This window comes from Microbulbifer sp. MKSA007, assembly GCA_032615215.1.
GTDB lineage: Bacteria > Pseudomonadota > Gammaproteobacteria > Pseudomonadales > Cellvibrionaceae > Microbulbifer.
Map to the genome: position 1 here is coordinate 4,363,625 of CP128433.1, position 15,772 is coordinate 4,379,396.

At 47.8% G+C, this 15,772-nt stretch carries 11 protein-coding genes; 7 read left to right on the plus strand and 4 right to left on the minus strand.

Features of this window, described 5'->3' with window-relative positions:
* The first annotated feature begins 228 nt into the window (after positions 1-228).
* Both QT397_22400 and QT397_22405 read left to right on the plus strand, forming a co-directional pair.
* Entirely contained in the window at positions 229-1,587 is a 1,359-nt protein-coding gene (locus QT397_22400) for a hypothetical protein (GenBank protein WNZ55567.1), read from the plus strand.
* 125 nt (positions 1,588-1,712) lie between these two features.
* Positions 1,713-2,936 carry a hypothetical protein gene (locus QT397_22405; GenBank protein ID WNZ55568.1) on the plus strand — a complete coding sequence of 408 codons (1,224 nt, stop codon included), beginning with the start codon at positions 1,713-1,715 and terminating at the stop codon, positions 2,934-2,936.
* Positions 2,937-3,063: 127 nt separating this feature from the next.
* Here the strand turns inward: QT397_22405 and QT397_22410 are convergent, their stop codons facing one another.
* Positions 3,064-5,271, minus strand: a complete 2,208-nt coding sequence (locus tag QT397_22410; GenBank protein WNZ55569.1) for a glycoside hydrolase family 19 protein — start codon at positions 5,269-5,271, stop codon at positions 3,064-3,066.
* Between the two features lie 1,073 nt (positions 5,272-6,344).
* Between QT397_22410 and QT397_22415 the strand changes: the two genes are divergently transcribed.
* Positions 6,345-7,298: a hypothetical protein gene (locus QT397_22415; protein ID WNZ55570.1), complete on the plus strand. Its 954-nt coding sequence runs from the start codon at positions 6,345-6,347 to the stop codon at positions 7,296-7,298.
* 376 nt (positions 7,299-7,674) lie between these two features.
* Here the strand turns inward: QT397_22415 and QT397_22420 are convergent, their stop codons facing one another.
* Together QT397_22420 and QT397_22425 are read right to left on the minus strand one after the other, a co-directional pair.
* Positions 7,675-8,181 carry a hypothetical protein gene (locus QT397_22420; GenBank protein WNZ55571.1) on the minus strand — a complete coding sequence of 169 codons (507 nt, stop codon included), beginning with the start codon at positions 8,179-8,181 and terminating at the stop codon, positions 7,675-7,677.
* A gap of 282 nt (positions 8,182-8,463) precedes the next feature.
* Positions 8,464-9,921 carry an MFS transporter gene (locus QT397_22425; protein ID WNZ55572.1) on the minus strand — a complete coding sequence of 486 codons (1,458 nt, stop codon included), beginning with the start codon at positions 9,919-9,921 and terminating at the stop codon, positions 8,464-8,466.
* A gap of 76 nt (positions 9,922-9,997) precedes the next feature.
* Between QT397_22425 and QT397_22430 the strand changes: the two genes are divergently transcribed.
* On the plus strand, positions 9,998-10,432 hold the full coding sequence (locus QT397_22430; GenBank protein ID WNZ55573.1) for a helix-turn-helix domain-containing protein: 435 nt from the start codon (positions 9,998-10,000) through the stop codon (positions 10,430-10,432).
* A 20-nt stretch (positions 10,433-10,452) separates the two neighbouring features.
* On the opposite strand, the gene cueO is transcribed toward QT397_22430, so the two are convergent.
* Positions 10,453-12,024: a multicopper oxidase CueO gene (gene cueO / locus QT397_22435; protein ID WNZ55574.1), complete on the minus strand. Its 1,572-nt coding sequence runs from the start codon at positions 12,022-12,024 to the stop codon at positions 10,453-10,455.
* A 236-nt stretch (positions 12,025-12,260) separates the two neighbouring features.
* Here cueO and QT397_22440 point away from each other — a divergent pair, with 236 nt between their 5' ends.
* The 3 genes from QT397_22440 to QT397_22450 all read left to right on the plus strand — a co-directional run bounded on the left by QT397_22440 (position 12,261) and on the right by QT397_22450 (position 15,244).
* Complete coding sequence (locus QT397_22440; GenBank protein WNZ55575.1) at positions 12,261-12,995, plus strand: tetratricopeptide repeat protein; 735 nt, start codon at positions 12,261-12,263, stop codon at positions 12,993-12,995.
* Between the two features lie 22 nt (positions 12,996-13,017).
* Positions 13,018-13,542, plus strand: a complete 525-nt coding sequence (locus QT397_22445; protein WNZ55576.1) for an endonuclease V — start codon at positions 13,018-13,020, stop codon at positions 13,540-13,542.
* Positions 13,543-13,885: 343 nt separating this feature from the next.
* Positions 13,886-15,244 carry a hypothetical protein gene (locus QT397_22450; GenBank protein ID WNZ55577.1) on the plus strand — a complete coding sequence of 453 codons (1,359 nt, stop codon included), beginning with the start codon at positions 13,886-13,888 and terminating at the stop codon, positions 15,242-15,244.
* The last annotated feature ends 528 nt before the right edge of the window (positions 15,245-15,772 follow it).

The following is a 15,772-nucleotide window of genomic DNA, read 5'->3' on the forward strand; positions in this document are numbered from 1 at the left end:
CTGACGCTATAAATCAAATGGCTAACAACCCAACCTATGGCTTTAAACCATATCATCGTGTAGTAGAGTGATATTTTTTATGTATTAGCCTCCACTTAAGATTTCCAATCATTATTGACCGCACATATTTTTTCGTAGAAACACGGAAAGTACTATGCCTTTATATGGATGTTAAAGGCAGAGTATATGCTTACCACCCAAAGTCCAAATTGGTAAAGGAGTTATCCAATGAAGACCTATTCGCTTATAGCCACGGCCTTATCCCTTATGATCAGCGGGATTTCCTATGCGGAAAATACTGTCATCCAGAACCAGATGGGTACAGATAATAACGCGACAGCAGATCAAAGTGATCCGACCGTATTTGATAACCTTATTGTGCAAACACAAATTGGTGATAACAACGACGCTGATGCCAGTCAAACTAATGGCAATGTCAGCGGCGCCATTTATCAAACACAGCAGGGGGATAATAATAGTGTCACCTCGACACAAGATGCCACAACCAGCACTACGGCATCAGCACTCCAGGTCGGGGATAACAATATCGTTTTAACCAGTCAGGAAACCGCTTCAAACGGTAACAGTGAAATCCTCCAGAATGGTGACACTAACTTTGCCAGCTCTGAACAAACCTCCTCAGATTCTGATTCTATTTCAATCAGCCAGTATGGCGATCAAAACCTGGCTACTAGTACTCAGGACACGAGTTCCAGCAATGTTGTAGTCATTACCCAATCCGGTGACTTAAATATTTCAACTACATTGCAAAACACAGCAAGCTCTGGTAACAGCGCTACCACAATTCAATTCGGGCAACAAAATGCTGCTGGGATATCTCACCTTAACTCCTTTACCAATTCGGACTTGATAAGTCAGGTTGGTGATTTCAACAATGCCTCAATTAACAGAAACACCTCAAGTTCCGATAGTGCTATCGTAGTACAGTCCGGAGACTCCAATTTTGCCAGTGCTACTAGTTTTGATACTGCAGACAATACATTATCCATCTACCAATATGGGGATAATCAATCAGCGGTTGCCACACAAAGTAGTGCTTTTGAAAGTAACATTTATATTAGCCAAAGTGATGACAATAATATGGCTTTGGCAACACAATCAGGAGCCAGTGACAACATTGAAATTTATCAGTCAGGCTCATCCAATATGGCTACAGCCTTACAGGCGTCGACTGACAATAGCTCCAATATTATTTCCCAGGACGGTACACAAAACGATGCTACTGTCACACAAAGTGGTTCATCGGATACATCCTCTGTTGAACAAATTGGAAATATGAATATGGTTTCAGCCAGCCAAACAGCCTTTAGTGGCTCCCTAGATATCATTCAAGATGGTGACGAGAACGATATTATTTCCACTCAAGATGGCGATATGGAAACTGCGTCAGTCCTACAGGCAGGCGATTTAAATACTGTTGAGCTAGCCCAGAGTGGTATGCAAAATAACGCCACCCTATCACAGGATGGCAGCAGTAATTTTCTTTCTGTTACTCAAACCGGCTTTAATGACACAATTAGTGTTACCCAACTAGGTGACGGGAATAGTGCGACCTTTATCCAATAGTTTCCTCCCAATGGATAAAGGCTACACCAAGCCTTTTCAAGTACCCTTATGTTTTTATGTAAGGAGCTACTTCAAATAACTTCCAGAAGTGCCTTCATTAGAGATTTTGCAGTTAAGGAGTATTTATGAAAATCTCAAGTTTAGCGCTAACTCACCTTGCATTAGCTATTAGCTGTACTGCAGTTGCTGACAATAATTTTGTAATCCAGGATCAGATTGGAATTGGCAATACTGCCACAGCCAATAATGCTCAAACAGATGTTAACAACAGCACAATTATTCAAACCCAAATCGGTTTCAATAATAGTGCAGACGCCTTACAAATTGACGGTACATTCCTTAGTACTATTATTCAACTCCAAATTGGGGATGCCAATGATAGTGAAACGGCCCAGGAGAATACGACCAGCAGCGAGATAAATTCTCGACAGCTAGGGGCCAGTAACAGCGTTAATGCCGGTCAAGGGACTGTTACCGACAGCATACTCGCCGTTAACCAGTTTGGCACATCGAACACTGCCAATTCACAGCAGGTGGTAGCTGACGCAATTTTTTCACTGGCTACACAGGTAGGTATGCAGAACTCTGCTGAGATCTACCAGGAAAACCTAAATTCAGGATCTGGTACTTTACAGCAATTCGGAAGCTTAAATACTGGGAATATACTCCAGCTTGCTAGTGGTAACCCCAACGCAGCCCTACTGCAAATAGGTCTTCAAAATACGGCCAGGGTTGACCAACTGAGTGTCACCGATTCTTTTACCTTCATTAGCCAGATTGGAGAAAATAATGATGCTCAAATCAATCAAATAGATGCCGCAGCAGATAACGCCCTGATAGTTCAGGCTGGCGCAGAAAACTCAGCAGAAGCGACACAAGATATCAGCAATTTTAATACTGTTTTTATCGCTCAGGTCGGCACACTGAATACAGCCACAACCAACCAGAATATTTCAGAGAATGGTACTTTAATTGTAACCCAGGCGGGTTCGGCAAATAGTGTCGAAGCAGATCAGAATACCGATCTTAGCAGCGCAATTATTATTCAAGCCGGAGACCAAAACTCAACAGCTACAGATCAGGTGGGGGCTGATGTAAATCTGACAGTTACCCAGTTCGGCTCTAGCAATTCAGTCACTCTCCAGCAGGACGGCGCTCTCCTTGATGCGACAACAGCACAATTTGGCACAACCAATGAAGCCGTAATTGCTCAGAGTGGTTTAGGTAACACACTAACATTGTTACAAATCGGCGATGGGCACTATAAGGAAATATCACAAACCGGAGTAGACCAGTCATCCTTTACTGTTCAAATAGGCAGCTCAAACTTTGTCAGTGTTATGCAATAGTTTTAACACTGAGAGGCTTCAAACAGGGGCAGTATTAACTCTGGTACTAATAAAAAAGTGACCTGGCTGCGGGGGAGAACCAGGTCACTGAAACGGTTTGGGTGGGGGCTATTCAGCCCCCTGGTTTTTAATCTTGGTAATCGATGGTCATATCAAAGTTGCCCTCAACACACTTGGCATAGTCGCCCTCATTCAGTGCTGAGTAGGCAGTCTGGTAATTCACCAACTGACATGCGTAGCTCTCATTATTTGGGGTATCCGCAGACCACCCCCAATCTTTATCCCAGTAAATATCCAGGGATGCTGCACCACCAGTCTGGAACTGCCCCATATTGGCACAACCGAGTTCTTCATCTGCCGGAATTTCTACACCGAAGTATTCCGCCGTACTCTGGTAGTACTCGATACGATACTGTGAGCGGTAGTCTTCAGTACCAGAACTGCATTCTATCGCCCCATTAATAATATTGGTGGTAACGCCGAATCCAGAAGTCAGGTTATTGGCCAGATCCACACTGTTCGGTTCCCAGGTGCCATCGATTACATGCAATATGCTTGGCTTGGGTGGCTGTGGATAGACGAAGAAGAAGATGGAGCTTGCCAGGTTCAACCAGGTATCCGCTACCAACTCCGGTGCTTCCAGCAGGGTGTAAATATCACCGTACATCGCCTGGGAGAAGGGTCCGTAGTTATAGTTCCAGCTCAGCTGTTTAGCGCCGCGGCCGAAGTAACTCTTGTAACCACCATCACTATTGATCGCACAGGGCCATGCTTCAGCTGCCCAGCTGCTGCTGGCATCACAGGCGCCGTAGCCACCGGAAGTATCTTCTGTCCAGCCAATTTCCCGCAACCAATACAGGCCCTGGCGCCATTCCGGCACTTCCCAGCCTGTTGCGTGGGCACCGGTTTCCTGGGCGTAGTGTGCAAACATGACAGCCATCGACTTGCGACAGATCGCCTCGGCATCACGGCCATCGGTATAGTCACCACAGAAAGCTGGGAACTTGGCTACGGCTCGGAGGAAATTGGTGTAGGTGTACTCTTCCGCTCTGAGGGCGAAAAGGTAATCCCAGTCTTCTTCAGACAGGATACTCTCAACGCGGAGGACATTTTCAGGGTTTGCACTGCGGCCAGGTTGTACTGCCTCAACCACGGCGTTGTCCCGGGTTTCGACTGTATCCTTTACTTCCTGAAGCAGGGAATCGCTACTGGTAATAGACTCTTCCGCAGCTTCCAGTTCGCTGATGCCCATCACATAGCCATCGGCTGCGGCACAGCCATCCTGGCTAATGGAGACCTCGTCCACATCACTGGCTTGAGTGGAGTCAGAGGCCGTCAGCTGGAAGGTGTAGGTTACATCGCTATATACCTCAGACAGGGTCACTGAGGTAGCGCTGCCGGTATAGTTGGTCATCTTTACAACAGGGCCACTGGTTTGGCTCCAAATGTAAGAGATATCGCTGCCGCCGGTACTGCCTGAGCCATCCAGATTAACCGTTCCACTACAGCCTACATTGATACTTGAGGCCGAGATATTTGCGGTTACTGAGCTTTCAGAACCATCGGTATTATCATCATCGTCGTCTTCATCGGTATCGTCCACCGCGAGGTTTTGCACGGTTATCTGTGCTTCTTCAGTAGTGTCACCATCACTGACGATTAGGCTAAAGACATAGCTCACATCAAAAGTGCTTGATGGTAGGGTAACAGTGGTGGATGCGCTGGTCGCAGAAGCAATATCTGCTTCAGGAGAGGCCGGGGATAATTGGGCCCAGCTGTAAGATAAGTTGCCGTCGCCACCGGAGGAACTGGCATCAAGTGTTACAGTGCCACCACCGGTAATTTGTGTCTGCGACACTGAGGCACTGATCGTAATGGGAGTGCTGTCAGAATTATCGTTGCCATCGTCACTGTTGTCGTTATTGTCGTTATCACTGCCGCCATCATTGCCACCGGTGCCGGTGTCATCATCGGAGCCGCCATCACTGGAGCAACCATCCGCTTCCTTAAGAAGCCAAGGGGAACCCCAGGTATTTTCAGCCGTTAATGCATCGGTGGGGTGGTCGTCACCATTAGCCCACCACTGGGCAACAAATAAGTCGCCGTCGTAACAAACTTCTTCGCCTTTGCGATAGTTTTGACCGGAAATATAAGTATCGGAATCATCGGAACCACCAGTGCCACCACCGCTGCCGGAATCTGTATCATCATTGTTACCAGAATCCGTATCTCCGTTATTTCCGGTATCAGTATCATCATCAGAATCGGTGTTATCACCATCACCAGAATTGGAGTCATCGCCACCACTGGTATCGCACGCACCTGACTCCTCCAAAATCCAGGGGAGTCCCAGCGGTTTTCTGCTGTCAGGGCATCCGAGGGGATTTGAGAAGCTGTTGCCCACCATTGAGCTTTATATAAGTTTCCCCCGTAGCAAACCTGGCTGCCACCGGAATAACTCTGCCCCGCAACGTAGTCGTCGGCGGGTTGTGCCGCACTCAAACCTTGAGTGCCCAGCATCAGCGCCGATGCTATGGCTGTGCGAATAAAAATATGGCTCATAGAATCTCCAATTGTCGTTTTTAGGGTTCTATTTAAAGTTTTACGCGATGAGGCAAATACCAAACTGCCAGGTATTATTTGCAAAAATAGAGATCGAGAGCTTGTGTGAATAACGTATAACGGAAGGCATTAATAAATAGAGCAGACATTCTTGGCATAAATATTTATACACTGCCAGGATGCTCTAAATTGAAAGGAGCCCACTTCCCTTCCCCGTCTTTATTTACTCAACTGGGTGCAACTGCCCCTGCACCTTTAATAATTATCACAAACACTTACTTTATTTCTGTACGCTGTTCAAAGAGCCCCATACGTACTCAGCAGTTTCGATAAATAGCAAACGGAATGGTTCCAGATTTAAACAGAATATTTCGTGACCACATCGACACAGGTCACGTGCGCCAGTGAGCAAATGTCTAATTTCAAGATCAAAGTCACGTAAAAAGCGGAAATTATAGGTTTTTAAATCTACATAAAACCATAAAAGAGAAAAATTTTACCAATAACAATACAGGATCAAAATGTAAGGATAATTACCTAGCCAACAGACACCGATAGACAAGTTCATGGCGCTTTACATCGTCTAAGTGAGAAAAAGTTCCCAATCTAACCAGGAACTACCACTGATGAATGCAGTTTTTCACAATTCCTATATCTTTCGTCAGTGACTTTTCTCTCAAAATAAAAGTACTTCTGGCCCATAGTATTTCCCTCACTCCATGGCGACACTTTAGATCGGCAATATCAGCAGTAATAAGCCGTAACTGACAGTCACTTATCCTTTGGCTAGCACCCCGTGCCCCAAGCAGGAAAGAACTCAAATTAGTTCAACAAAGGGAGATCTTTGTGAAGCCTTACGCTATCCTTTTTTCATCCACAATTCTGTTGTTAGGTACTCTTAGCCACGCGGACACAAGTACTGCCACTGTAGAGCAATACGGCGATAGCAATCTGGCAACAGCCGAGCAAGCCGACTCAACCATTGAAAATAACTTAATAGAACAAAGGCAAACGGGTAGCTCCAACTCTGCCGAAGCGATGCAATCTGTGAATTCATCCTTGGGCTACATACTTCAAATGCAAACTGGAGACAGTAACAGCGCCATCGCCAGCCAAGAAGAAAGCACTTCAACCACGGTGCAAATTGTGCAATTGGGTGATAATCAGACCGCACTCAGTACCCAGATACTTACCACTACGACTAATGGGGAAATCTATCAGGAGGGGCTATTGAATAACGGTAGACTCTTCCAAAGTGACTCCATTGGCAATACAGGCTACTTGTTCCAATCTGGACAAAGTAATATGGGGTTTGTTCGCGCCACAAGTGGTGACTTCCACTCAGGCTCACTTCTCCAAACAGGAACCTTGAATGATGGTGCCCTAATTCAACTACGCGGTACCTTCTATACCTCTACCGTGACACAAAACGGAATAGGAAATGAGGCGACCAGCTTGCAGAACTTTGGCGAGTCCCTTATTAGTGAGCTCACCCAATTAGGTGATGGTAACAACGCCATTCTCTGGCAAATATTCAATGAAAACAGCTACGCCCAAACAAGTCAGATCGGATCAGACAATATCTCTTCCTCTCGACAAGAAGGTGAACTCATGAGCATCACCACCACACAGGAAGGTATGTTTAATGAGGCTGTTGCATTTCAGGAGGGTACTTCGAGTTTCGCCTTATCTCAACAAAATGGGCTGGATAATTTTATTGATATTTCACAGAGTGAAGTCAATGGAAATATCTCAGCCAGTCAAGTGGGCAATGGTAATATCGGGATGATATCCCAATAATAGAGATTAAGATTTTTAATCGAGAGTTTTGATTGTACTGGGCTTAGGGAGCCTCTGAATAACTCCGTGTTACCTCTGGCTTGCAGAGCGGTTCACAATCAAGGCGCGGCTTTGCAAGAATGTCTAGACCTTTCAAGAAGTCGCAACGCGGAGTGTGAATCGCTCTGCAAGCCCCGAAGGGCGGGCCTTGAAGGCCACAGCTGCTGCGTTGCAGCTCTTACAAAGGACTAGAGCCATTCGCGGCGAGCTGCGCCTAACATCTGCAGCCTTCAAGACTCGCAGAGGCATTACGGAGTTATTCAGAGGCTCCTTAGGAACCGTCCAATCGATAATTGCCCGTTAGCAACTGGCCAGCGGGCAATTGTTAAACTCTTGCTTAAGATGAAAACACCCTAAGACGTCCCTCACGCTTCTCCTCGCTAAAGTCACAGCTGGTCAATCTAAACATCAACACATACTCGGAAAGGCAGCGAGTATCGTGAATATCCCCTGGTAAGAACGCACTACAGTCACCGGGCTTCATTTGATAACAGCCCCGGCTCACCAGTTGTTCACCATCGTCTTGATTGAGCAAACCATAGGTAGACATCTCCACTTCACCATGTTGCACTGCGTAAAATACCCAGCCATTGCCATGATTATGTGGTGGGCGATAGAGCCCACGCGGCTCCACATGAGCCAGTAAGATAAAACCCTTATCTTCATCCCGGTATAACTCTACACTGGGTTCTTGGCGACTATGTAGATCAGCCAACCATGCTTCATCAGAATTTGATACCGCCAATTTTCCCAGGGCTTCTCGACATCTCACAATTGATGAAGTATCAAGTCCCTGCCAATTCGCTTTAAGTGCTTCAACACACTGTCTCAAAGAATTCGTCACTGATTGGTCCTCCTAAAGCTCTCTCGATATCTTGTTGAAAATTACTGCGAATCCACAAATTCAAGATACAACTTGAAGCCAGCTTTAAGTCAACTAGATCTGTGCCTGAATTTTTAGCTATTGAGGTAGTGGCTGAAGTGTAAAAGCGTTGAACTGGAAAATAGGAATAAATCAGGAAATAACGATGGGTAATAACAGCTCCAGCAGTTATTAATACCCGCGAGTGCTCACTAAAACGAAGCACTCGCTAATGGGTTTACTTTATAGCTCTGGAGGTAATCTTTAATTTTGCGCTTTGGAAGCAAGCTTGCTGGCAAGAATAGACACCACCTGTATTGTTAATGCGGTTAACAAGAACACTGATGCCAGGCGATAAACGGCATTGAGACCATCCGCTATCTGTGACGGGCTCATGTCTTGCAGGGGCTGGCTGGGTACAAGCCCTACAAAAATCACACTCATCACTGAAGCTCCGGTCAATAAACCCAAACCTCGTGAAAGGCTGAGAAACCCGGAAATACGCCCACGAACTTCGGCCCGGGCGCTATTCATGGTCATAGTATTAACTGTCGAAAGGTAGGTTCCGTAACCCATTGCCATAGTGACGGAAAAAACCAGATAGCCTACCAAGCCCTGCTCCACCCTGAGCAGCCCCATTCCCAAGGCTCCACAAAGCAAAATTAATAGACCCAGTAATACGATACCTCGACTATTGAATCGATCCACGGCTCGACCGGCAAGATTTGAACAAGCAGCCACCATAAATGATCCGGTTGTCATCACCAGCCCTGCGATAAAAAGGTCCAGATCCAGTGCCAGAGTCAAATAAAAAGGCCCTACAATCAGGCTGCTCATTACCGATGAAGCCACCAAAAAGTTTCCAGCCACATTCGCCAGGAATGTCTGCTTTCCAGAAGATTCCGTAAATCCTTCACGCAGGGGTTGTACTTTCTGCCTGACATAAAATAACCCCACACCAAATATCACCGATAGAGCGATAGCAATTCCATTAACTGCGGAATATCCCTCTCCCAATGGCTTAATCGCCAGGGTATAAAAAACAATGCTAAAGAACAGGAATGCTGCGGCCAGGTAGCGTTTGAGTCGACTTCTGCCATCAACAACTTCGCCGACTATGTTTTCCGGTAGAGTTCGATATGCCAGAAAAAACACCCCCAATCCCACCGGCACTACCAACCAAAAGATAGCCTGCCAATTCAGGTTTTCGACAATCAAGCCGCCCACAATAGGACCCATACCAGTCCCAACCGCAGACAGGCTGCCCAGTAATCCAATTATCTTTCCCGTTTCACTTTTATCGAAAACGTCGCTGGCAATAGCCATAGACACAGCCACGAACATCGCCGCACCGACCCCTTGTATTGCGCGGAAAAAAACCAGAGTCCAAACATTAAAAGACAGCGCGCAAAGTAATGTCGATAAGGTGAATATCAATCCACCGCTTAGGAACAATTTTCTGCGACCCAGCTTGTCACTGAGGCTTCCTGCAATAGGCAGGGTCGCAGTCATACACATCATGTAAGCCACGGTAATCCATTGAGTATTACTGAAGGAAGCCCCTAAGCTTTCGATTAATACAGGCAGCGCCATATTAATTGCGCTGACTCCCAAGGCTGCGAGTAAGGTCGCCAAACACAAGGTGACCAGGACTCCCCTTTTGGAAACCTGAGCAGCCTCTTGGGAAATTGGGTTTTCGGAATAACTTTTCGCGGTGTGCATAAGCTGAACTTTGACTTGCCAGTAATGACGCGTGAAACTAGCATACAACTTCAAGTGAGCTTGAGGTCAATAAGCGATGAATAACAGGGAAGAACTGGATATACGCGAAGTCTCCAAACTGTCGGGACTCCCCTCTTCCACACTTCGGTATTATGAGGAAAAAGGCCTGATAAAGTCATGTGGTCGTCGGGGGATTACCCGGATTTTTAAAGCCACAGTGATAGAACAGTTGTCCCTTATCTCCCTTGGCCGCTACGCCGGTTTTTCCCTGGATGAAATTGGCGAGATGTTTTCCTCTAATGGCAACCCCGCTATCGACAGGGAGCAGCTTCTCGCCAGGGCCGACGATCTGGAAAAGAATATCCGCCGACTCGAAGCTATGCGCGATGGGCTACGCCATGTGGCCAACTGTCCCGAGGTCAATCAGCTGGAGTGCCCCAACTTCCAAAACCTGATTAGGAAAGCTACCAAGTTACAGCATAAGGAAGACAGGAAACAGAAGCGACGCTGACAGAATAGCAGCGAATAAAGTCAGGAGACACTAAACTCTGTCATCATTCCCGAGTCCTCATGTTCCAAAACATGGCAGTGCACCATATAGGGCATATCCGGCATCGCCGGCAGCGGGAAACGAACAAATATTTCCGCTTTGCCGCCATCGGATATGGGCATCGTATCTTTCCAGCCGCGCATATAGAGTGGCGGTTCTGCATTATTGTATTTCGTGACTCGAAACTGGCAGCCGTGGATATGTACCGGGTGTAGCATTCGGTCCTGTCCCTCTGAGATCTCCCAGCGCAGATCCTTATTCCTCGCAACCTTAAACCCGGGCTCGGTAAATGCAAAGGAAACCCCATTAATCGCATTCGCAGTTAGCTGCTCTTTTAACGGCAATGCCGGCCCCTCAGTAATTAGCTTCAATACCTTGGCCACCACATCGGGGTTGGTCGTACCGGCGGCAACCATCTGCGGTAGCCCCGTTGCAGCAATCACTGCTTGCGCCTGCTTCTGTCGGTTCATTTGCATCACCAGCTTCTGACTGATTGGTGGCAGGTTTTGGGGGATCTGCGGCAGGGATACCAGGCTCTCCGGCAACTGTCCTTTTCCCTCAGATGTTCCAGGCACCACACTGAGAAAACTGTGAGCCTGATCAAATGGCGGCAGGCGCATTATTGGCTGGGGCACTGGCAGTGCTTGGAAGTCGAAAGGCTTGCCATCGCGGGTGTCGATCATTACTTCGTAGCGCTCTCCCGCAGCAATAGGCAGTACATCCACTTTCACTGGTTCCGAGAGAAAACCGCCATCGCTGGCGATCACGTAGAGTGGTCGCTTGTCACTGGTGGCAAGCCGATAGTTGCGCCCGTTGGAGCCATCCAAAATACGAAAGCGCACCCAGCCTTTAGGTGGCCTGACCACCGGATTAATAACGCCATTAACCAGAAGTCGATCCCCACAATAGCCCGCCGCAACCGTCACTTCGTTAAAGCGATGGAAGAACTGACCATCATCGGTAAAGCGGCGATCCTGAATCACTAACGGAATGTCATCCACACCCCACCGCGAAGGTATCGGCAGTGCATCGCCTTCTTCATCGTCGATAATAATCAATCCCGCCAAGCCTTTGAGTACCAACTCGGCGGTTGTCGGGTAGAGGTGGGGATGAAACCACAGGGTGGCGGCGGGCTGGATTATGTTCCAATCTACGGTCCAGGTTTCTCCAGGCTTCAATGGCATATAGGGGCCACCATCGGCATTGCCGGGTACGATTAGTCCATGCCAATGCGCAGTTACATTTTGCGGCAGATGATTGACCACGCTGACGGTTACTTTCTCGCCCTTGCGCACCCGTATCGCCGGACCTAAAAACGGACCATTGAACCCATATGTACGTGTAGTCACCCCCGGTAGGAAAGACTGCTTGCCCGGGCGCGCTGCCAATTTAATCCGGCCTTGCCCATCTGCACGCAACTCCGGGGGAATCGGTAAAGCCTGACGGCGCCCCTTCTGTGCCTGGGCAGCTTTGGAAGTCGACACCCCTGTTAGCAAGGCTGCCCCCAATGCGCCAGTGGCAAAACAAAATTCCCGTCGCGACAATTGAGCCATGGGTCCACCTCCCTATGCGCCATAGCTCCAAGTGTCTAAGGCACTGGTCATTTTTATCCCCAGAAATCTTAGACGGCTTATTCCCATAGCCCAGTAGTATATTGCGACAACTGTGCACTCAATACAGAGTGGTACCCTGGTGCACAACTCCGTGATCCACAGCTCTTGTGTTCTAAGCGAACTCGGTTAACCTTGCCCACGAAAAGTTAGTAGCGAAAATAAGAAGAGTAATCCCTATGCCGTTTCTTATTCTATCCATCCTTATTCAGGCAGCTTTTGTAATTCACGTGCTCAAAACCGGGCGCAACACCACTTGGATTTGGGTTCTGGTGATGCTGCCCATGGCCGGAGTTATTGCTTACCTGGTCCTGGAAATCCTGCCGGAATTAAACCAGTCACGCAGTGCCAAAAATGCGCGCAGGACGGTGCGGGAAGCTCTAAATCCCAATCGGGATATCCATCAGGCTACACAAGAATTGTCCCGTTCCAATAATGTGGAAAACTCTATGCGCATGGCTGATGAATGCGTGAAACGCGGCCTTTATCACGAGGCAAAAACTCTCTATGAAAAGTGCCTCCAGGGGGTTCATCAAGATGACCCTGAGCTGATGTTTGGGTTGGCACGCTGTCAGTTTGCTCTCAATCTGTTTGAACCGACTAAAGAGACACTGGACCAATTAATCGAAAAGAACCCCGATTTTAAAAATCAGGATGCTCACTTACTTTACGCTCGTACACTAGCGGCATTGCAGCAAGTAAAAGAGGCCTACCACGAGTATGAAACGCTGTACCAATACTACAGCGGACCAGAAGCGACTTTTTACTTTGCCTTATTCTTGAAAGATCAATCCCAGGTGGAAAAGGCCAATGTCTTGTTTAATGAAATCCTTGATAAATCCAAAACACTGGGCAAGCACTACAAAGCGACCCATAAGCAGCTGTTAAAGCAGGCAAAACTGGAAGTATCCTGAACCAATCACAACATTCGGCTCAATGGAAAAAAAGGCTCCCAATATGATTTTGGCGGTAGATGTAGATTACCGGGACCCCGGAGCAATGGTAGCCGGGGTCGGCTTTGAGAATTGGTCAGCTCCTGAGCCCGAGCAACTCTATCTCAGTAAAATAGAGAGTACCTTGGCCTATGAGCCCGGTGCTTTCTACAAGCGAGAACTCCCCTGTATCCTCACCCTAATCGAAGAGCACGGGATAGAGACGGAACTGATTGTTATCGATGGTTATGTATTTCTCGGAGGGGAACAAAAACCGGGTCTGGGTGCCCACCTCTACTCTGCTCTCCAGCAGGAAGTTCCCATCATCGGTGTCGCCAAGAAACCGTTTAAGGACACGCCTTCAGAGGCGGAGCTGCTGCGGGGAAAAAGTGTAAAACCGCTGTATATCAGCAGCCTCGGTCTCCCTTTGCCAGAAGCCAAAAACTTGGTGAAAAAGATGCATGGAGACCACCGTATCCCCACTTTATTGAAACGCGTGGACCGCGAGTGTCGAAAGTCCCCACGATAATTCCCGAGAGAATGAAAGGCAGTTATCGCCGCCATTTCCCAGTCACATCCCTGGGACTTTCTTCCTACATTTTCAATACTTATTTCTCATATCCTACCCCTTCGATGCCAGCAATAATTTTTCTATTCGGCGGGAAATAGCTACTGAAAGTAAAAACTACCTGGCATCCGTTTATCCCATAGGGATAATTTGGCGCTTAGATAGACGGCTAGAAGTAGCTAAGATCCCATACTGATGTATTCGGCTCGTAGTTTTTGATGTCCACTTGTGAAGCGCGAGTGGACGATATTCATTAGCAGCCCCGAATGGGCTCCTTGGAAGTTTTGTAGTAAAGGAGTTACTCATGAAGTTATGCGCCAGTATTGCGACACTCGCACTGGTTGCCTTTAGCGGCAATGCGCTGGGCACCAACTCTACTGACTTGGAACAAATCGGTTCAGGTAACTCAGCAAATTCCGATCAAACTGAAGCAGGTTTCGGCAATACTATTATCAAACGCCAAATAGGTGATACTAATACCGCTACCGCCACTCAAAGTAGCGGTGTTATTAACAGTAGTATTCAGAGTTCCCAAATCGGCAGTCAAAATGAGACCACGATATCTCAATCCGGTGGAACTTCTCTAAGTGCAACCAATACACAAATCGGATCGCAAAATACTTCCGAGATCACCCAAGATCTCTCTCTCGACAGCCAGGTATCTATTCTGCAACTCGGTACCTCCAACGCTTCCACTATCGAACAGCGCTTTGGCAGCGGTAATACCATTACCAATATCCAGGATGGAGACAGTCACTTTTTTATTGGTCGCCAGGAAGCCAGTGCTAACGGCAGCATTTTTGTATTCCAGGACGGCGAAAGGCAAAGTGCCGTGGTAGAGGAAACCGCAGGCAATATAGGCAGTTCCGTTTTAATCTTCCAGTTTGATCGGGACGACTTCGCCACCGCCAGCCTGGTTGCCACAATCGATGGCACCTTGGACATATTGCAGGATGGCAGCGATATCTATGGCGGGCTCGCACAATTTGCCAGTGTCAGCAGCAGTATGACCTTACGGCAAACAAACAATCGCCACTTCGCGTTTGCAACCCAAGTAGACAGTCTGTTCAATGACCTTCTGATTATCCAAAGGCTCGGCGATGCCAATATCACCTCGATTACCCAAACCGGTGCCTTTAATACCCTTGAGTTGCGCCAAAATGGTGGGGGCAACAACGCGGCTTTAGAACAATCCGCACTGAGTAGCAGTATCGACATACGCCAGACCGGTACCACCAACCAGATTACGGGTTCCCAGCTGGGTGCCGAATTCAACTCCATGAACAGTGAACAGTTCCTGATTGATAATGTGGTTGTTATTAATCAAGGCGGCTTCCTGATCAGCGCGACCAATGAACAAACCGGGTTGCAGAATGTTGCCAATATCGAGCAGGCTGGAACAGAAGTAGATATATTCACCCGTCAATTGGGTTTTGATAATCGAGCAACGTTTGAACAGGCTGGTGAGTCTCTTTCAATAAGCTCCCGCCAGTTTGGCGATAGTAATAACATCACCATCACCCAGAGCGGTGACTCCAACTCAGCCTTTAGCCTGCAAATTGGTAACAATCACACCAAGGAAATTACTCAGACAGGTTCTAATGGCCGCGCTTTTAACTTCCAGATCGGCGGCGAGAGTAATACTGGCGTAATCTTCCAATAATTCCAGCCAAAATTCAGAAGCCCCCGGTAATACACTGCGGGGCTTTCGATTGCGATCGCTACAGGAAAAAGAAGAAGGGAAAAGTCGTTGTGCAGCCCCGCGAAAGCGGGGAACAACTAGGATGCACTCCGACAACTTCTCCATCGTCGGTTTATCCCCGAGTATTCAGGGAACACCTTGCGCAGAGCACAAAGGCCATGCCTTATCCGGTTTACCCCTGTACAAACAGGGAACAGTCGCGCAAAAGGAGCGCGATCATAGCACACCCTCATTACATCCCCGAGCCTTCGGGGAAACATTTTCAGAACTAATGTCCGTGCGCTATCGGCTACGGTCCAGCCCCGCCCAGCGGGGGAACAAACTCAGGTGTCGGCACAACCCAACCCCACACTCGGTTTACCCCCGCAGCAGCGGGGAACAGCCTCAGTTAAGATCGCCTTATTGCGCAATTACCGGTGCAACTCCGCTTATGCGGAGAACCTATTCGGAAAGGAGTGTATAACAGGATACCCTCCGGTTTAGCCCCGT